Here is an 18,386-nt window from a genome sequence, read left to right on the forward strand (position 1 = left end):
CCTCCGTACAGCGGCAGGGCCCGCAGGACCGAAGGAGACGAGAACTCATGAGCAACGTCTCACACGCGAGGAGCGACATATCGGGCCACCCCGATGCCTCCGAAATGCGCGCGCGGTATGACCGGATGATGGGCGGCCGCGATGTGGCTCTGGTGGACGCGCCGGTGTTCCTGGTCGGCCTGTACTGCGCTGTCTCCCCGTGGGTGCTCCACTTCACGGCCAGCCAGCCGGCCCTGGTGACGCACAACCTGGTGATGGGTATCGCCATCGCGGTACTGGCCCTCGGCTTCACCGTGATGCCCGAGCGCATGTACGGGCTGAGCTGGGCGATGTGCGCCATCGGCGCCTGGGTCATCGTGTCGACCTGGGTGGTCGGGAGCAGCCCGGACGCCGGGATCATCATCAGCAACATCATCGTCGGCGGACTGACCATCCTGCTGGGCATGGCCTGCGCCGGGGCGGCGGCCAGGAGCCGCAGCACCTGACGCCGACCCCCACCAGGCCCCGCCTCTCAGGCGCCTCCGCTTCCAGCCCCTACGGCGCTTGAGGAGCGGGGTCTGCTCCGGCCCCTACGGCGCTCGGCGCCTTCCAGCCCCTACGGCGTTCCAGGAGCGGGCTCCGGGGCGGCGCGCCGGTTTCGGGAAGGGGCGGGCGGGGAACAAGCCCGCCGCGGGCGCCCCACACCCGCGCCCAAGCCCCCCTCACCCCACAGAGCTGTACGCCACAACCCCCCGCAGCACCGCGTCAACCGCCTTCCTCGCATTCCGAGCCACAGAACCGGCCGCCCCCGCAGGCCCGGCCCCCTCCCGAGGAGCCGCCGCGGCGACCTGCCCCAGCACATCGATCACCTGCTTGCACCACCGCACGAAGTCCCCCGCCGGCATCTCCGCCTCGCGCAGCACCTCGTCCAGCGTGCGGCCGGAGGCCCACATGTAGACCGCCCAGGCGAAGCCGAGATCGGGCTCGCGCTGCCCGACCCCCTCCGTCTGATTGATCTTGAAGTCCTCCTCCAGGGCATCCAGCCGCCCCCAGATCCGCACCATCTCGCCCATAGCGACCTTGGCCGGCCCGGACGGCAGCTTCGGCGCGACCGCGTCATCGGCCTGCCGCGCCTCGTACACCAGCGCCGAGACGCACGCGGCGAGTTCGGCGGGGTTGAGCCCCTCCCACACACCCTCCCGCAGGCACTCGCTGGCGAGCAGATCCAGCTCCCCGTACAACCGGGCCAGCCGCCTTCCGTTCGCGGTGACCTCGTTGCCCCGGAGGTAGTCCAGCTCGGTGAGGAGCGCGACGATCCGGTCGAAGGTGCGGGCGATCGTGTTCGTCCGCCCCTCGATCCGCTTCTCCAGCTGCCGGGTGTCCCGCTGCAACCGGTGGTAGCGCTCGGCCCACCGCGCGTGGTCCTCACGCTCGTCGCACCCGTGGCACGGGTGGGCGCGCAACTCGGTCCGCAACCGGCTGATCTCCCGGTCGTCGGCCGCGGCCGCCCGCTGCTTGCGGTGCCGCTCGGGCGCGATGTGCCCGGCCTTCGTCCGCAGCGCGGAGGCCAGATCGCGCCGGGACTGCGGCGAGCGCGGATTGAACGACTTCGGGACGCGCATCCGGTCCAGCGCCTCCACCGGCACCGGGAAGTCCATCGAGGCCAGCCGCTTGACCTGTCGCTCGGCGGTCAGCACCAGCGGACGCGGCCCGTCGTGGTGGTCGAACCCGCGGTGCCCGTTGGCCCGCCCGGCGGGCAGTCCGGGATCCAGCACCAGCGCCAGACCCGCGAACTTCCCCGTGGGCACATGGATGACGTCCCCCGGCTTCAGCTTCTCCAGCGACGAGGCCGCCGCCGCCCGCCGCTGCGCCGCACCCTGCTTGGCCAGCTCCGTCTCCCGGTCCTTGAGGTCGCGGCGCAGCCGCGCGTACTCCTCGAAGTCCCCGAGGTGGCAGGTCATGCCCTCCTTGTAGCCTTCCAGGCCCTCCTCGTTGCGCTGGACCTGCCGGGAGATCCCGACGACGGACTTGTCCGCCTGGAACTGGGCGAACGAGGTCTCCAGTAGCTCGCGCGAGCGGTGCCGCCCGAACTGCTGCACGAGGTTGACCGCCATGTTGTACGAGGGGCGGAAGCTGGAGCGCAGCGGATACGTACGCGTCCCCGCGAGGCCGGCCAGCGCCGTGGGGTCCATGCCGCGCTGCCACAGGACCACCGCGTGGCCCTCGACGTCGATACCGCGGCGACCGGCCCGACCGGTGAGCTGGGTGTACTCACCGGGGGTGATGTCGGCGTGCTGCTCGCCGTTCCACTTGACGAGCTTCTCCAGCACCACGGAGCGCGCGGGCATGTTGATGCCGAGCGCCAGGGTCTCGGTGGCGAAGACGGCCTTCACCAGACCCCGGACGAACAGCTCCTCGACGACCTCCTTGAAGGTCGGCAGCATGCCCGCGTGGTGGGCGGCGATACCCCGCTCCAGGCCTTCGAGCCACTCGTAGTAGCCCAGGACGTTCAGGTCCTCGCCGGGGATGGAGGCGGTCCGCTCCTCGACGATCTCCCGGACCAGTCGGCGCTTGTCCTCGTCGTTGAGGCGGAGTCCGGCGTACAGGCACTGCTGGACGGCGGCCTCACAGCCCGCCCGGCTGAAGATGAACGTGATGGCGGGCAGCAGCCCCTCGGAGTCCAGCCGGTCGATGACCTCGGGCCGGCCGGGCGTCCAGATCCGGCTGCGCTGCCGCCGCTCGCGCTCGCGGTCGGCCTCGCGGACCATCTTGCCCCGGCGGCGCTCACGGGGGTTGTAGCCCTGCTGGTTCTCCTGGCGGGCGAGACGGACCAGGTCGGGGTTGACCTCGCGGCGTCCGGCGCCGCGGCCGCCGTGGTCGGTCTCCTCCTCGAAGAGGTCGTACATCCGGCGTCCGGCCATCACGTGCTGCCACAGCGGCACCGGCCGGTGCTCGGAGACGATGACCTCGGTGTCGCCGCGCACGGTGTCCAGCCAGTCGCCGAACTCCTCGGCATTGGACACGGTGGCCGACAGCGACACCAGAGTCACCGACTCCGGGAGGTGAATGATCACTTCCTCCCAGACCGCCCCCCGGAAGCGGTCGGAGAGGTAGTGCACCTCGTCCATGACGACATAGCCGAGGCCGGCGAGCGACTGGGAGCCCGCGTACAGCATGTTCCGCAGGACCTCGGTGGTCATCACGACCACGGGCGCCTCGGAGTTGACGCTGTTGTCGCCGGTCAGCAGACCGACCTTGTCCGCGCCGTACCGCTTGACGAGGTCGGCGTACTTCTGGTTGGAGAGCGCCTTGATCGGCGTGGTGTAGAAGCACTTGCGGCCCTGCTCCAGGGCCAGGTGGACGGCGAACTCGCCGACGATCGTCTTGCCCGACCCCGTGGGGGCCGCGACCAGCACCCCCTTGCCCTCCTCCAGGGCCTGGCAGGCCTCGATCTGGAACGGGTCCAGTCCGAATGCGTACATCTCCCGGAAGGGCCCGAGGGCCGTCGCCATCTCGGCCGCACGGACCCGAGAAGCCTGGTATCGCTCAGCTGGTGAGAGGTCCTCTGTCATCTTGGCTACGAGCCTACCCGCCACCTCTGACACTCAGCGCGATCTTTAAATGCCCTTGGCCTTTCACCCGGCCAGCACCCGCACGGCCCCCGGTACACAGGTGGCGGTGAGCGGCAGCGCGCCCATCGGTTCACCGTCCGCGTACGCGGTGACACCGGCCGCGGCCAGCTCGATCGAGGAGACGCGGTGCGCGGTGACGGCCGGGTGGCTCAGATGCGTGCCCTTGTAGACCCTGGGGAAGACCTTGAGGAGGGTGGCGCGGGAGCACTCCCCCACCACGGTCACGTCGAAGAGCCCGTCGTCCATCCGGGCCTCGGCGCAGATCCGCATGCCTCCGCCGTACGTCGTCCCGTTGCCCACCGCGATGAGCGTCGCCTCGATCTCGCGGGCCTCTCCCCCGTCCAGCCGGATGCGGTACGGGATCGGCTTGAAGGCGGCCAGTTCGGCGAGGATCGCGAGGTCGTACTTGAACCGCCCGCCCACCAGCCGCATCCGGTTGCCCCGGTCGTTGACCCGCGAGTCGAACCCGGAGGCGAGCACCGTCCCGAACCAGCGCTCCCCGACCCGCCCGAGGTCGATGTCACGGTGACCGCCCTCCTTGAGCGCCCGCGCGGCCAGCGCACCGGCGGCGGCCGGGTCACGGATCGGCAGGCCCAGCGCCCGGGCGAAGTCGTTGCCCGTGCCGACAGCCACGACGCCGAGCGGCGTGCCCGTCCCCGCGACGGCCTGGAGGGCGAGGGACATCAGCCCGTCCCCGCCCACGGCTATCAGCGCCCCGGTACCCGCCGCCACGGCCTCACGGGCCCGGCGCAGGGCGTCGTCGGCGTCCTCGCCGAGCACCGTACGGACGGAGAATCCGGCGTCCCGCAACGCGGAAGCGGCCGGCTGCGCGGCGTGCGCGCCCCGGCCGCTTCCTGCGGTGGGATTGACGAAGAGGGTGATCTCGCTGGTCACCCGCCGGACCCTACAAGGTCAGGTGATGTCGTCGTAACCGTTCATCCGGTGCGGTCCTGGCCCGTCCGCCTCACCGGAGGCCTGCCCCGGAAGCGCCCGGCGCGGGTCGGTCTCCGGCTCGACGCCGCCGACCGGCTCGGGAGTCAGGTCGAGCTGCGAGGCCTCGTCGTCGCTGAGCTCGGCGTCGGGGTTGTTGCGGTTGCGGCGCTTGTCGTTCAGCAGGGAGAAACCGACGGCGATGAAGTAGAGCACCGCGAGCGGACCGGCCAGCAGCAGCATCGAGATGGGCTCGCCGCCGGGGGTCGCGATGGCCGCGAAGGCGGTGAGGCCGACGATCATGCCGCGCCACCAGCGCAGCATACGGGCGCCGGACAGGACGCCCGTCATGTTGAGGGCGACGAGCAGCAGAGGCAGTTCGAAGGCGAGCCCGAAAACGATCACCATGCGGGTGATGAGGTCGAGGAAGTCGTCCAGCGGCAGCAGGTTCGTGACGTTGGCGGGCGTGAAGCCCAGCATGATCTCGGCCGTCTCCGGCAGGATCGCGTAGGCCAGGTAGGCGCCGGCGACGAACAGCGGGACGCCCGCGGCCACGAAGGCCAGGGAGTACCGCTTCTCCTTCTGGTGCAGGCCGGGGGCGACGAAGGCCCAGAGCTGGTAGAGCCAGACAGGCGTGGCGAGCAGGACGCCCGCCATGAGGGAGACCTTCAGCGCGATGGTGAAGGGCGACAACAGACCGTTGGTGGTCATCTCCGCGCAGGGGCGGCCGTTGACCATCGTCTCGACGCCGTTCTTGCAGCCGACCGAGTCGAGGATCGGCTTCATCAGGAACTCGAAGATCTCCTTGTGGAAGAAGGCGGCCCCGATGACGGCGATCACGACCGCCAGCACGGACTTCAGTAGCCGGTTACGCAGCTCACGCAGGTGATCGAGGAGAGGCATCCGCCCCTCGTCGTCCTTCTCCTGCTTGCGGGCAGACTTGAGCAACCCACTTCCCTCGTCTCGTACGGCGGCTGTCGGCGGAGCGCGTCAGCGGTCAGCTCTGGGTGGTGGGCTTGGCCTCGTTGACCGGGCGGGAGCTCGTGACGTCTCCGGGCGCGGCCTGAATGGTGCGCGCGGTGGTGGACTGCGGCGGGGCCGGGTCCTCGACGGTCTCCGTCGTGGCCGTCGCGGCCGCGTCGTCCTTCTTCATCGCCTTGGCCTCGCTCTTGAGGATGCGGGCCGACTTGCCGAGCGAACGCGCCATGTCGGGAAGCTTCTTGGCACCGAAGAGCAGCAGGATGACAGCGATGATCAGAACGATCTCTAGGGGCTTCAGATTGCCGATCATGTGCGACTTCCTTCTCACTGAGGCGGCTGGAGGGTGGGCTCGCTACCCGTTCGACCGGGCATACGTCCGATCATTGCGCTGGCAGCGATCGTAACCCGCGGGAGTAAACGCGAGGCAATGCCCGCGCGTACTGCGGCTTGCGACCCGCCCCTCCCTGCCTGGGCCGCCCCCAGCAGCGTACCCCTCGGCGCCGACGGACATCAGCCCGCAGTGCCCGTCAGCGCAGGCCGTCGCCGGTGGCCGCGAGGCGGGTCGCCGCCTGTTCGAGGTCCTCCGACGCCCGGTTGATCCGCTCCGTGGTGGCCGTGACCTGGCGGCCGAGCCGCTGTGCCTCGACGAAGACCTTGATGCCGAGCACGCCCAGCACAAAGACCCCCAGAAATCCGAGGGCGATGGCGAGCATGGGCCAGAACATACGGCGTGCCTCTTTTCCTGTGCGGCTTTCCTGTACGGCGCTGCGGCAGGCGCTACGGGGTGGCGTGCAGGCGCAGCGTCCGTACACCACCGCCGGTGAGCAGTTCGATGATGCGCTCCCCGGCGGGTTTGCGGACCGAGGCGCCGCACTCGGGGCAGGTGAAGGTGTAGAAGGTGGTGCGGCTGGTGGCGCCGATCGCCAGGCGCAGCTCCCCGGCGGCGAGTTCGAAGCGCCCGCGGCAGTCGGGGCAGCCGGCCCGGAACCGTACGGCGGCGGGAACCGGCACCGGTACGGGCCCGGTCCCGGCGGTCGCCCGCGGTGTCGCCGGGCTGACCCCGGGGGCGGCCGGAAACAGGGGCGTCCCGTTCATCGTGGTCTCCGCTCCTCGGCCTCCCGGCCCGTGTCCTCGTAGGCGGCGAGCGCCTCGCGGGCCGCCTCACGGGCGCTGTCGGCGAGCGCCGGCGGGTCGACGATGCGGCCCTCTCCGCCGAGGCGCAGGGCGAGGCGGCGCAGCGAGGCCGGGTCGGGGGTGCGCAGGGTGATCCGCAGTCCGCCGTCGGGCAGTTCCTCGGCGGAGTCGTGCGGGTAGTACTCGGCGACCCAGCGGCCTCCGGTGCCGACCTCGATCACCACTTCGGGGTCCTCGGCGGCGGGCTGGACGAGCCCCGCGGACAGGTCCCGCAACTCCAGTTCGGGCGGGACGGCGGGGGCGTCGAGGAGGCGGATCTCGGCGACCCGGTCCAGGCGGAAGGTCCGGCGGGCCTCGGAGAGCCGGCACCAGCCCTCCATGTAGGTGTGGCCGACGGCGAAGAGCCGGATCGGGTCGACCTCGCGCTCGGTGAGTTCGTCGCGGGCGGGCGAGTAGTAGCGCAGCCAGAGGCGGCGGCGCTCGGAGATGGCCCGGTCGACGTCGGCGAAGACGCCGCCCTCGGACTCGAAGGTCACCGAGAGCCGGGAGCTGGCCGCCCCTGACTCGCCTGCGGCCGTCTCCAGCTTGGCGGTGGCGCGGACCAGTGCCTGGCGGTCGCTCTCGCGGAGGCCGGGCAGGGTGGCGACGGCACGGGCGGCGACGAGCAGGGCGGTCGCCTCGTCGGCGGCGAGCCGCAGCGGCTCGGCGACGTCGTCCGGGTTGTGCCACCAGATCCGGTCGCCGTCGGTGTCGATGTCGAGGAGGTCCCCGCCGCGGAAGCTGGTGCCGCACATGGGCAGCACGTCGAGGTCGGAGATCAGCTCGTCCTCGGTGATCCCGAAGGCCCGGGCCACGTCCTGGACGTGGGCGCCGGGGCGCTCGCGCAGATACGTCACCAGGGACAGCATCCGGCGGGTCTGGTCGATCGCGTTCGTGGCCATCGCTTCGGTCCCCTGGTCCCTTAGTCCTTGGCCACGGCGCGCAGCCGGTCCACCACATCGGCCCGCAGGTCGGCGGGCTCCTCCACGACGACGTCCGGCCCGAACTCGACGAGCCAGGCGTCGAGGCCGTGTCCGTACGGGACTTCCAGCTCGTCCCAGCCGTCGCCGCGCTCCGTGACGGATATCGCCCGGGACCGCAGCGGGTAGCCGGCTCCGGCGCGGAGCCTGATCCGTGCGGTACGGGTCGCGGTCTCGCCGGCCCAGCTCTCGACGGTCTCGCGGACGGTGACCACGTCGGGCACCTCGGCGGTGAAGGCCCCGGCGCGGGAGCGGACCTTGCCGGTGATGCGGGAGAGCCTGAAGACGCGCTCGGCGCCCCGCTCGCGGTCCCAGCCCGCGAGGTACCAGTGGCCGCGCCAGCATTCGAGGGTCCAGGGTTCGACCTGGCGCTGCTCGGGGCGGGCGGAGTTGGCCTTGCGGTAGTCGAAGGTGACCGGGCGGCGGTCACGGCAGGCCAGCATCAGGGGCTCGAACGCGGCCTCGTGCACGGGGATACGGGGTTCGAGGGCGCTGTGCACCTCGTAGTCGTCCTCGGCCTCGGGCATCCCGGCGGCGCGCAGCTTCTGGAGGGCGCCGCTGGCGGCCCCGGCGAGGCGGGCCTGCTGCCAGACCTTGGCGGCGAGCCCGAGGGCCGCGGCCTCCTCGGCGTCCAGGGTGATGGGGGGCAGCCGGTTGCTGTCGCGGCGGGCCAGATAGCCGGTGTCGCCGTCGAGGTTCTCGACGGTCTCGATGACGAGGCCGAGCTCGCGCAGATCGTCCTTGTCACGCTCGAACATCCGGTTGAAGGAGTCGTCGGTGCCCGCTTCGAGGTAGGCCTCGATGGAGCCGCGGAGCTCACGCTTGCTGAGCGGGCGCCGGGTCCCCAGCAGGCACAGCGCGAGGTTCATCAACCGCTCGGCCTTGGCAATCGCCATCGACGCCCTTTCTCTTGTGCGCTACGACGGTCGACCGTACCGCCCCGGGGTGTGGGGGACCAAAGCCGGGCAGGGGCCGGAAGACGAGGAGGGCCCCCGCCGTGCGGCGGGGGCCCTCGTTCGCGTAACCGGAGCCGGTCAGACGGAGACCAGGTCGCAGACGAAGATCAGCGTCTCGCCCGGGGCGATACGGCCGCCCCCGGCGCCGCGGTCGCCGTAGGCGAGGTGCGCGGGGATGATCAGCTCGCGACGGCCGCCGACCTTCATGCCCTGCACGCCCTGGTCCCAGCCGGAGATGACCTGGCCGGCACCGAGCTGGAACCGCAGCGGGGTGCCGCGGTTCCAGGAGGCGTCGAACTCCTCGCCGGTGGAGAAGGCCACGCCCACGTAGTGCACGGAGACGGTCTGGCCGGCCTGGGCCACCGGGCCGTCGCCCTCCCAGATGTCCCTGATCGCCAGGTCTGCCGGCGGCTCGCCACCCGGGAAGTCGATCTCGGGCTTGTCGATGCTCACTGAACTGCTCCTCTAAATGATGAACTGGGCAACCGGGACAGTCTTACACCTTGGCGAGGATGTCCACGGCGAAGACCAGGGTGGAGTTCTTCGGGATGGCCTGCTGCTGCTGGTCGCCGAAGGCCTGGTCCGGCGGGATGACGATGAGCACCCGGCTGCCGACCTTCTTGTCGATCAGGCCGGTCTTGAGTCCCTTGAGGGTGACCTGCGACAGCGGGAAGGTCTGGGTCTTGCCGGTGGAGTAGGTGTTGTCGAACTCCTTGGCGTCCTTCCAGACCATGCCGACGTAGTTCACGACGACGCTGTCGGACTCCTTGACGACGTCGCCGTCGGACTCCAGGACGTAGGTGGAGGCCAGCTTCTTCGGCGGGTCGCTCTTGGGGATGGTGACGGTGGGGGCCTTGCCGTCGGTCTTCACTCCGACCTTGGGCAGGTCGATGTTGTCCTGGGCGACCTCGGTGCCCTTGGCGGAGGCCGGGATCTGGGTGGCCTTGAGGACGTCGACGACGAACACGAGGGTGGCGTTCGGCTTGATGTCGCCCTGGCCCTGCTCGCCGTATCCGAGCTCCGGCGGGATGACCAGCTCGACGCGGCTGCCGACCTTCTGCCCGACCAGGCCCTTGTCCCAGCCCTGGATGACCATGCCCGCACCGAGCGTCAGGTCGAAGGGCTGCTTGCGGTCGAAGCTGTTGTCGAACGGCTTGTCGGAGTCCCAGGCCTGACCGAGGTAGTTGACCTGGATCGCATCGCCGTTCTTGAGCTTCGCCCCGTCCCCCTCGCTGATGACGTCGGTCTTCAGCTCCTTGGGCGGGTCCCCCTCGCCCTTGGAGAGGGTGGGCTTCTCGCCGAACTTCGCCCCCGCGGTGATCGCGGGGACGCCGTTCTTGGACGAGGCGGAGTCGGAGGCCTTGTCGTTGCCGCACGCCACTGCCGACAGCAGCAGGAGGGGGGCGACGAGAAGGCCGGCAATTCGGCGCACTGGTTCCTCAGATCTCAGGGGGCACGGTGGTTCAGTCCCGGAACACTCTAGGGCCTCTCATTCCGTTCGGGCCGGACCCCGCACACAGCTCCGGCCCCCGGGACCGGTGGGTCCCGGGGGCCGGAGGCCGGTGCGTGCGCGCGCTCACATACCGGCGATCAGCTTCTCCACCCGCTCGTCCACGGAACGGAACGGGTCCTTGCACAGCACCGTGCGCTGCGCCTGGTCGTTGAGCTTGAGGTGGACCCAGTCGACGGTGAAGTCCCGCCGCTGCTCCTGGGCCCGCCGGATGAAGTCGCCGCGCAGCCTGGCCCGGGTGGTCTGCGGGGGCACCGACTTGCCCTCGAAGATCTTCAGGTCGTTGCAGATGCGGGCGGTCTGCCCCTTGCGCTCCAGGAGGTAGAAGAGACCCCTTCGGCGGTGGATGTCGTGGTAGGCGAGGTCTATCTGCGCGACCCGCGGATTCGACATGGTCATGTTGTGCTTGGCCCGGTACCGCTCGATGAGCTTGTACTTCATGACCCAGTCGATCTCGGTGTCGATCCGGTCGAGGTCCTCGGCCTCGATCGCGTCCAGGGTGCGGCCCCACAGCTCCAGGACCTGGTCGACGGTGCCGGTTCGGATGCCCCGGCGCTCGACGAAGTCCACGGCCTTTTCGTAGTACTCCCGCTGGACCTCTATGGCCGAGGCCTCCCGGCCGCTGGCCAGGCGGACCTTGCGCTGCCCGGTGAGGTCGTGGCTGACCTCGCGGATCGCCCGGATCGGGTTCTCCAGGGTCAGGTCGCGCATCACCGTGCCCGCCTCGATCATGCGGAGCACCAGGTCGGTGGCGCCGACCTTGAGCAGCATGGTCGTCTCGGACATGTTGGAGTCACCGACGATGACGTGGAGGCGGCGGTACCGCTCGGCGTCGGCGTGGGGTTCGTCGCGGGTGTTGATGATCGGCCGGGAGCGGGTGGTGGCGGAGCTGACGCCCTCCCAGATGTGCTCGGCGCGCTGGCTGACGCAGTAGACCGCGCCGCGCGGGGTCTGGAGCACCTTGCCCGCCCCGCAGATCAGCTGCCGGGTGACGAGGAAGGGGATGAGGATGTCCGCGAGCCGGGAGAATTCTCCGTGCCGGGCCACGAGGTAGTTCTCGTGGCAGCCGTAGGAGTTTCCCGCCGAGTCGGTGTTGTTCTTGAAGAGATAGACGTCGCCCGCGATTCCCTCCTCGTGCAGGCGGCGTTCGGCGTCGACGAGCAGGCCTTCGAGAATGCGCTCGCCCGCCTTGTCGTGCGTGACCAGTTCGGTCACGTTGTCGCATTCGGGGGTGGCATATTCCGGATGCGATCCCACGTCGAGGTAGAGGCGGGCGCCGTTCCGCAGAAAGACGTTGCTGCTGCGGCCCCATGACACAACACGGCGGAAGAGGTAGCGCGCCACTTCGTCAGGTGACAGTCGGCGCTGTCCCCTGAACGTGCACGTGACGCCGTACTCGTTCTCCAGCCCGAAAATGCGGCGGTCCATGACTGAACATTACGCCTTACGGCCTGTGCTGAAACCGGGTTCGACAGCACCGTTCCGATCATTTTCAGATCCGGTCACGACGGCGGGCGCGCGGACGGGCACCGAGTCGGCCCCCAGAACCCGTCCGGTGGCCAGCAGAACCACCAGGGCCGCCACTCCCCCGGCCCCCGCGACCGCGAAACTCCAGGCCGTGGAGCCCAGCTCGACGGCCGGTCCCGCGACGGCCGTTCCGACCGCCGCGCCCACGCCGAAGGTGGTGACGAGCCAGGAGAAGGCCTCGGTCACCGTGCCGCGCGGGGCGTGCCGGTCGACCACGATGAAGGAGCAGGCGATGGCCGGGGCGAGGAACACCCCGGCGAGGGCGGCGAGGGCGGCCATCGCGGGCACCGAAGGGGTGAGCGTCAGCGGCAGGTAGCCGAGCGCCAGCAGGCCGACGATCACCCGCAGCCGCTTCTCCGGCGCACCGGCCCACTGGCGGGCGCCGTAGGCCAGGCCGCCGATCAGCGCGCCGAGGCCGAGCGAGGCCATCAGCCAGCCGTACACCGATTCCCGGCCGTGGTCGTCGGCGTACGCCACTCCGGCCACCGTGATGGAGCCGAGCGCGAGGCCGATGAAGAAGAAGGCACCGAGGAGGGCGAGGAGTCCGGGCGAGCGAAGGGCGCCCAGCCAGTGCGCCTCGCGGGGGGCGGAGCGCCAGGTGCGCGAGGGCTCGGACAGGACGACGGACAGGGCGCCCAGGACGCCGATGGCGTTGATGACGAGGAGGGCGGCGGCCGGGGACCAGAGGGCGACGAGCAGCGTCACCAGGAGCGGTCCGACCGTGAACATGATCTCCTGCGCGACGGCGTCCATGGCGTACGCCCGGTGCACCTGGTCCTCGCGCTTGAGGACGCTGGGCCACAAGGCGCGCAGGCCGCCCTCCAGGGGCGGTGTGGCGACTCCCGCGACGACGACGGCGGCGTAGGCCAGCGGGAGCGAGCCGAGGCCCGCGACCGCGAACAGGGCCATGCCGAGCGCCGAGAGGACGGCGGCGGGGAACTGGACGCGCGGCTGCCCGTACAGGTCCACGGCCCGGCCCAGCAGCGGCTGGCCGACGGCGGTGGCCAGTCCGTACGCGGCGGCCAGCGCGCCCGCGAGGGTGTAGCTGCCGCCTTCGGCGCGGGTGAACAGCACGATCGCGATGTGCGCGGTGCCGTTGGGCAGGCGCCCCACCAGCGTGCCCGTGAGCAGCCGGGCAGCGTGCCGCGCCCGGAGGATGTCCAGATATCCCGCGGCCATGTCCGCCCCTCTCCGCCCGGCCCGGGCTGCCGCCCACCGAGGTTTTACGTATAACGTCGACGTTCATACGTACCATGTCCGCAGCACGCGGGTCTACCTCGCGGCGCTGTGGAGACACCCCGCACGGAGGCCCGAGTGACCAGCGCCCATCAGCCCGTACCCGCCCGGCCCACCAGCCGGGACGTGGCCCGCGCGGCGGGCGTCTCCCAGGCGACGGTCTCCCTGGTGCTCGGCGGGAAGTGGCCGGGACGGGTCTCCGAGGCCACGGCCCGGCGGGTCCGGGAGAGCGCGGCGGAGCTGGGCTACCGGCCCAATCTGGCGGCCCGCAGTCTGCGGCTCGGCCGGACCAGGACCGCGCTGCTGGTGGTCCCCGCGCTCACCAACGAGTTCTTCGCCCGGGTGTGCACCGGGGCGGCGGCGGTCGCCGCGGAGCACGACTTCGGTGTGGTGCTCTACCCCTCCCCCGACGGCACGGGCCCGGCCCGGGACCCGTTCGCTTCGGCCCGCGCCTCGCTGGACGGGGTGATCGCGTCCTCGATGGCCGCCGACGCCCTGGACGCACTGCGCGGGGCCGAGCTGCCGCTGGTGATGCTGGACAGCGATCCGGCCGACACCGGCCCCGCGGCCCAGGTGAACCTGGACATCGGCGACGGGATGCGGCAGGTGACGGACCATCTGCTGGGGCTCGGGCACCGCCGCTTCCTGCATCTGGCCTCCGCCGTGGACACCTGGACGTTCGCGGTCCGGGCCCGGGCGCTGCACGACGCTCTGGGCGCGGTGCCGGACGCGAGCCTGCGTACGGTACGGGCCCCGCTGGACGTACGGGCGGGGCGCGAGGCCGCGGAAGGGGTGCTGGCGGCCGCCGGGCAGAGGCCGACCGCGATCGTCTGCGACGACGACATCCTGGCCGCGGGCGCCTGCAAGGCGGCTCGGCGGCTCGGGCTGCGGGTGCCGGACGAGCTGTCGGTCACCGGCTTCGACGATCTGGCGCTGGCCACCGCCGTCGAGCCGGAACTGACCACGGTTCAGCTGCCCGCCGAGCACGTCGGGGAACGCGGTATGGAGGCGCTGCTCGCCGTGCTGGACGGCCGCCCCGTCGAGCCGGGCGGCCTGCCGGTACAGCTGGTCGTACGCGGCTCGACGGCGCCGCCGCCCGCCGCCCGGGCATGACGATGCCCCCGGGCCGCGGCCCGGGGGCATCAGAGGCGCCGGCGCCTACTCCTCCGTGGAATCGGGCGTGGTGGCGGAGTCGGTGTCCTCGGTGTCGGACGGGGCGTCCGTCGGGGTGCTGCTCGCGACTTCCGTCTCCAGCAGCCGGGTCAGCTGACGGCCGACGATCCGCTTGAACTTGCGCTGCTGGGGGCGGGTACGGTCCAGGACCGCGACCTCCAGGCGCTCGGCCGGGATCTCCCGCTCGCCGCCGCCCGGCTCCCGCGAGAGCGCCTGGACGGCCAGCTTGAGCGCCTCGGCGAGCGTCATGCCGTCGCGGTGGCGCTGGTCGAGGAAGCTGCTGATCTGTTCGGCGTTGCCGCCGACTGCGACCGAGCCGTGCTCGTCCACGATCGAACCGTCGTGGGGCAGCCGGTAGATCTGGTCGCCCTCGGGCTCGGCGCCGACCTCGGCGACCACCAGCTCCACCTCGTAGGGCTTCTCGGCGGCGCTGGAGAAGATGGTGCCGAGCGTCTGGGCGTAGACGTTGGCCAGCCCACGGGCCGTCACATCGTCCCGGTCGTAGGTGTATCCGCGCAGATCGGCGTAGCGCACGCCGCCGATGCGGAGGTTCTCGTACTCGTTGTACTTCCCGGCGGCGGCGAAGCCGATCCGGTCATAGATCTCGCTGAACTTGTGCAGCGCACGGGACGGGTTCTCGCCGACGAACACAATGCCGTCGGCGTACTGCAGCACAACAAGGCTGCGACCACGGGCGATGCCCTTGCGGGCGTACTCCGCCCGGTCGGCCATGGCCTGCTGGGGTGAGACATAGAACGGCGTCGACACCGGCTATCCGTCCCTTCCTGTCAGTGACGAGTGCATCTCTAAAGGCTCGGAGTCCGGGTCAGAGCAGCGCGGCGCGCGGGCCGTCGGGCTGCTCCAGTCGGCGTTCCAGAACGGAGCGCGCGATCTCGGAGGACTCCTGGTCGCTCAGCCTCCGGAAGCCTTCGTCGGTGATGACGGTGACGATCGGGTAGATGCGGCGGGCCACGTCCGGGCCGCCGGTCGCCGAGTCGTCGTCCGCGGCGTCGTACAGCGCCTGCACGACCAGGGTGAGGGCCTGCTCCTCCGTCAGGTCCTCGCGGTAGAGCTTCTTCATCGCGTTGCGGGCGAAGATCGAGCCGGAGCCGGTGGCGGCGTAGCCGGTCTCCTCCGAACGCCCGCCGGTGACGTCGTAGGAGAAGATGCGGCCCTTCTCGCGGTCGACGTCGAAACCGGCGAAGAGGGGCACCACGGCGAGGCCCTGCATGGCCATGGCCAGATTGCTGCGGATCATGGTGGAGAGCCGGTTGGCCTTGCCCTCCAGGGAGAGCTGGGCGCCCTCGACCTTCTCGAAGTGCTCCAGCTCCAGCTGGAACAGCTTGACCATCTCCACAGCCAGTCCGGCGGTGCCGGCGATGCCCACCGCCGAGTACTCGTCGGCCGGGAAGACCTTCTCGATGTCGCGCTGCGCGATCATGTTGCCCATGGTGGCGCGCCGGTCACCGGCCAGGACCACGCCGCCGGGGAAGGACGCCGCGACGATGGTCGTCCCGTGCGGCGCCTCGATGGCCCCCTGGAGCGGCGGCAGGCTCCGGTTGCCCGGGAGCATCTCGGGCGACTGGTCGGACAGGAAGTCCATGAACGAGGACGACCCCGGCGTCAGGAAGGCTGCTGGTAGACGCCCGGTGCTACGAGTGTTGGCTTCCACGCGTTTCCCTCCACGTATGCGGCTGCACGCCTTATGGCATCCGGCCGATCCTTGAACTGCCCCAGGGCTGCGTTGCAGCTGAAGCACAGTACGCCACGGACCCTACCCGTCTCATGGCAGTGATCCACATGCTCAGCCGGAGCGATTGGACAGATACGGCACACGCCCTGCTGAGCCGCGATCAGCGCGTCCGGCTCGGCAGGGACAAGGCCCTGCGTGCGCTTGAAGCAGCCGATCCGACCTCGCTCCGCCCCGCGTTCGCGGCAGGAACTCGACCAGCCGTCGGAAGACGACTTGTCGCGCTCCCACTGGTCATGCGGCTTCACCTCGCCGCACTGCGTGCAACGTTCGTGCTCCCGTGGCACCGGCGCCTTGCCCCCGGACCGGCTTGCCCTTGCCCTTGGCCTTGGCCTTGGCCTTGGCCTTGGCCTTGGCCTCCTGACGCTGCTGGCAGTACTCGGCAGAGCACTTCCGGCAATACGCCTGGAGGCCATCACGCATGGCCCTTTTACCGGCGAAGGACTGCCGCGGCCGATTCTTCCGTCGACGAGAGTGCTGCCTCTCCGCAGAAGAGTCGGACATTCAGCCTTATTCCCCGCCCTTTTGGACAAATGACCTGACGAAGTCCTCGGCATTCTCTTCCAGGACGTCGTCGATCTCGTCCAGCACCGAGTCGACGTCGTCGCTCAGCTTCTCCTGGCGCTCCTTGAGATCCTCGGACGCCTGCGCGTCCTGCGCCTGCTCCTCGACCTCCTCGGTGGAACGCGTCGCCTTCTGCTGTCCGCCGCCGGTGTCCTTGGTCGCCATGTAGCTCACCCCGCTCGGTTCGAAGCAATCGAAGCTCTTGATCAGACCCTACCCACGGGGTCCGACATTTGGCCCGGTACTTGTCCAACGTCCGGGCCTCAGGTGATTGATTCCCAGTCCGGAGGCCTTTCAGCCGCCGGACAGCACCCGGACCAGCTCTTCCGCCGTACGACACCGGTCGAGCAGGTCCTTGACGTGCTCGCGCGTCCCGCGCAGCGGCTCCAGCGTGGGCACCCGCTGGAGCGAGTCGCGGTCCGGCAGGTCGAAGATGACCGAGTCCCAGGAGGCGGCCGCCACATCATCGGCGTACTGCTCCAGGCAGCGGCCCCGGAAATAGGCCCTGGTGTCCTCCGGAGGCTTCGTACGGGCCCTGGTGACCTCGTCCTCGTCCAGCAGCCGCTTCATCCGCCCACGGGCCGCCAGACGGTTGTAGAGGCCCTTGTCGGGCCGTACGTCCGCGTACTGGAGGTCCACCAGATGCAGCCGGGGGGCGTCCCAGTCCAGCGTGTCGCGGCGGCGGTAGCCCTCCATCAGCTCCCGCTTGGCGATCCAGTCCAGCTCGCCCGCCAGACTCATCGGATCGGTCTCCAGCCGGTTGAGGGTGTCCTCCCAGCGGGTCAGGATGTCCTTGGTCTGCTCGTCGGCGTCGGTGCCGTACCGCTCGTCCACGTACTTGCGGGCCAGCTCGAAATACTCCATCTGCAACTGGACGGCGGTGAGTGACCGGCCGCTGCGGAGTGTGATCAGCTGCCGCAGATCCGGGTCGTGCGAGACCTGGTGCAGCGTGCGTACGGGCTGGTCGACGGCGAGGTCGACGTTGATGAAGGCGTCCTCGATCATGGACAGCACCAGGGACGTGGTGCCGAGCTTGAGGTAGGTGGAGATCTCCGAGAGATTGGCGTCGCCGATGATCACATGGAGCCGGCGGTACTTCTCGGCGTCGGAATGGGGCTCGTCCCGGGTGTTGATGATGGGACGCTTGAGCGTGGTCTCCAGGCCGACCTCAACCTCGAAGTAGTCGGCGCGCTGGCTGATCTGGAAGCCGTGCTCATGGCCGTCCTGGCCGATGCCGACCCGGCCCGCGCCCGTGACCACCTGGCGCGAGACGAAGAACGGCGTCAGGTGGCGCACGATGTCCGAGAACGGCGTCTCCCGCTGCATGAGGTAGTTCTCGTGCGTGCCGTAGGAGGCGCCCTTGTTGTCGGTGTTGTTCTTGTAGAGGTGGATCGGCTGCGCGCCGGGGATGGCGGCGGCCCGCTCGGCCGCCTCGGCCATGATCCGTTCGCCGGCCTTGTCCCAGAGCACCGCGTCCCGCGGATTGGTGATCTCCGGGGAGCTGTACTCGGGGTGCGCGTGGTCGACGTACAGCCGGGCACCGTTGGTGAGGATCACATTGGCCAGGCCGATGTCCTCGTCGGTGAGCTGGCTGGAATCGGCGGTCTCACGGGCGAGGTCAAAGCCTCGCGCGTCGCGCAGCGGATTTTCCTCCTCGAAGTCCCAGCGGGCGCGGCGCGCCCGGTGCATCGCCGCCGCGTAGGCGTTGACGATCTGGGACGAGGTGAGCATGGCATTGGCGTTGGGGTGGCCGGGGACGGAGATCCCGTACTCCGTCTCGATGCCCATTACTCGCCGTACGGTCATGCGGCCCTCCTTGCCCGGCGTCGGTCCCGTCCGGGAGCGACGCTCAAGTACCGCTGCTGTGTCCGGTGCGTGTGTGCGGTGCCCGTCACCACACTGCGCGACTCGGCGGTACCGCAGAGCCTAGAGCGCCTCTGCGCCGGTGGGGAGATCAATTACGACATTGCTCCGGCATGGCCGGATCGGTGGAAT

The 18,386-nt window shown here is 70.3% G+C and carries 19 protein-coding genes; 2 read left to right on the forward strand and 17 right to left on the reverse strand.

Annotation, left to right across the window (positions count from 1 at the left end):
- The first annotated feature begins 47 nt into the window (after window positions 1-47).
- Complete coding sequence (locus tag RI138_RS04550; RefSeq protein WP_311118861.1) at window positions 48-485, forward strand: SPW repeat protein; 438 nt, start codon at window positions 48-50, stop codon at window positions 483-485.
- A 216-nt stretch (window positions 486-701) separates the two neighbouring features.
- On the opposite strand, the gene RI138_RS04555 is transcribed toward RI138_RS04550, so the two are convergent.
- From RI138_RS04555 to RI138_RS04610, 12 genes are all read right to left on the reverse strand, one after another.
- Window positions 702-3,551, reverse strand: coding sequence for a DEAD/DEAH box helicase (locus RI138_RS04555; RefSeq protein ID WP_096629970.1), 2,850 nt, complete (start codon window positions 3,549-3,551; stop codon window positions 702-704).
- A gap of 63 nt (window positions 3,552-3,614) precedes the next feature.
- Window positions 3,615-4,505, reverse strand: a complete 891-nt coding sequence (locus tag RI138_RS04560; RefSeq protein ID WP_311118862.1) for a diacylglycerol kinase — start codon at window positions 4,503-4,505, stop codon at window positions 3,615-3,617.
- Window positions 4,506-4,523: 18 nt separating this feature from the next.
- Window positions 4,524-5,489 carry a twin-arginine translocase subunit TatC gene (gene tatC / locus RI138_RS04565; RefSeq protein ID WP_311118863.1) on the reverse strand — a complete coding sequence of 322 codons (966 nt, stop codon included), beginning with the start codon at window positions 5,487-5,489 and terminating at the stop codon, window positions 4,524-4,526.
- A 49-nt stretch (window positions 5,490-5,538) separates the two neighbouring features.
- A complete protein-coding gene (gene tatA / locus RI138_RS04570; protein ID WP_311118864.1) occupies window positions 5,539-5,832 on the reverse strand; it encodes a Sec-independent protein translocase subunit TatA in 294 nt (97 codons plus the stop codon).
- A gap of 217 nt (window positions 5,833-6,049) precedes the next feature.
- The gene (locus RI138_RS04575) at window positions 6,050-6,247 is read right to left on the reverse strand and encodes a hypothetical protein (RefSeq protein WP_096629976.1); all 198 of its coding nucleotides are present in this window, start codon (window positions 6,245-6,247) and stop codon (window positions 6,050-6,052) included.
- A 52-nt stretch (window positions 6,248-6,299) separates the two neighbouring features.
- Window positions 6,300-6,617, reverse strand: a complete 318-nt coding sequence (locus tag RI138_RS04580; protein ID WP_311118865.1) for a CpXC domain-containing protein — start codon at window positions 6,615-6,617, stop codon at window positions 6,300-6,302.
- Entirely contained in the window at window positions 6,614-7,597 is a 984-nt protein-coding gene (locus RI138_RS04585) for a helix-turn-helix transcriptional regulator (RefSeq protein WP_311118866.1), read from the reverse strand. Before RI138_RS04585 ends, RI138_RS04580 begins: the two co-directional genes overlap by 4 nt.
- Window positions 7,598-7,617: 20 nt before the next feature.
- A complete protein-coding gene (locus tag RI138_RS04590; RefSeq protein WP_311118867.1) occupies window positions 7,618-8,571 on the reverse strand; it encodes a helix-turn-helix transcriptional regulator in 954 nt (317 codons plus the stop codon).
- A gap of 138 nt (window positions 8,572-8,709) precedes the next feature.
- Window positions 8,710-9,084, reverse strand: coding sequence for an FKBP-type peptidyl-prolyl cis-trans isomerase (locus RI138_RS04595; protein WP_096629982.1), 375 nt, complete (start codon window positions 9,082-9,084; stop codon window positions 8,710-8,712).
- Between the two features lie 43 nt (window positions 9,085-9,127).
- The gene (locus RI138_RS04600) at window positions 9,128-10,063 is read right to left on the reverse strand and encodes an FKBP-type peptidyl-prolyl cis-trans isomerase (RefSeq protein ID WP_311118868.1); all 936 of its coding nucleotides are present in this window, start codon (window positions 10,061-10,063) and stop codon (window positions 9,128-9,130) included.
- A 144-nt stretch (window positions 10,064-10,207) separates the two neighbouring features.
- A complete protein-coding gene (gene pafA, locus RI138_RS04605; protein WP_026290808.1) occupies window positions 10,208-11,569 on the reverse strand; it encodes a Pup--protein ligase in 1,362 nt (453 codons plus the stop codon).
- A 9-nt stretch (window positions 11,570-11,578) separates the two neighbouring features.
- Complete coding sequence (locus RI138_RS04610) at window positions 11,579-12,847, reverse strand: MFS transporter (RefSeq protein ID WP_311118869.1); 1,269 nt, start codon at window positions 12,845-12,847, stop codon at window positions 11,579-11,581.
- A 135-nt stretch (window positions 12,848-12,982) separates the two neighbouring features.
- On the opposite strand from RI138_RS04610, the gene RI138_RS04615 reads away from it, so the two are divergent.
- Window positions 12,983-14,017, forward strand: a complete 1,035-nt coding sequence (locus RI138_RS04615) for a LacI family DNA-binding transcriptional regulator (RefSeq protein WP_311118870.1) — start codon at window positions 12,983-12,985, stop codon at window positions 14,015-14,017.
- A 45-nt stretch (window positions 14,018-14,062) separates the two neighbouring features.
- On the opposite strand, the gene prcA is transcribed toward RI138_RS04615, so the two are convergent.
- The 5 genes from prcA to dop form a co-directional block, all read right to left on the reverse strand.
- A complete protein-coding gene (gene prcA / locus RI138_RS04620) occupies window positions 14,063-14,845 on the reverse strand; it encodes a proteasome subunit alpha (RefSeq protein ID WP_311118871.1) in 783 nt (260 codons plus the stop codon).
- A 58-nt stretch (window positions 14,846-14,903) separates the two neighbouring features.
- Window positions 14,904-15,749: a proteasome subunit beta gene (prcB, locus tag RI138_RS04625; RefSeq protein ID WP_096629989.1), complete on the reverse strand. Its 846-nt coding sequence runs from the start codon at window positions 15,747-15,749 to the stop codon at window positions 14,904-14,906.
- On the reverse strand, window positions 15,701-16,384 hold the full coding sequence (locus tag RI138_RS04630; RefSeq protein ID WP_311118872.1) for an endonuclease VII domain-containing protein: 684 nt from the start codon (window positions 16,382-16,384) through the stop codon (window positions 15,701-15,703). The genes prcB and RI138_RS04630 overlap by 49 nt, the downstream gene beginning before the upstream one ends.
- Window positions 16,338-16,556, reverse strand: coding sequence for a ubiquitin-like protein Pup (locus RI138_RS04635; RefSeq protein ID WP_011027899.1), 219 nt, complete (start codon window positions 16,554-16,556; stop codon window positions 16,338-16,340). Before RI138_RS04635 ends, RI138_RS04630 begins: the two co-directional genes overlap by 47 nt.
- 129 nt (window positions 16,557-16,685) lie before the next feature.
- Complete coding sequence (gene dop, locus RI138_RS04640; protein WP_311118873.1) at window positions 16,686-18,197, reverse strand: depupylase/deamidase Dop; 1,512 nt, start codon at window positions 18,195-18,197, stop codon at window positions 16,686-16,688.
- Window positions 18,198-18,386 lie beyond the last annotated feature (189 nt).

The organism is Streptomyces durocortorensis (assembly GCF_031760065.1).
In the GTDB taxonomy this organism is placed as follows: domain Bacteria; phylum Actinomycetota; class Actinomycetes; order Streptomycetales; family Streptomycetaceae; genus Streptomyces.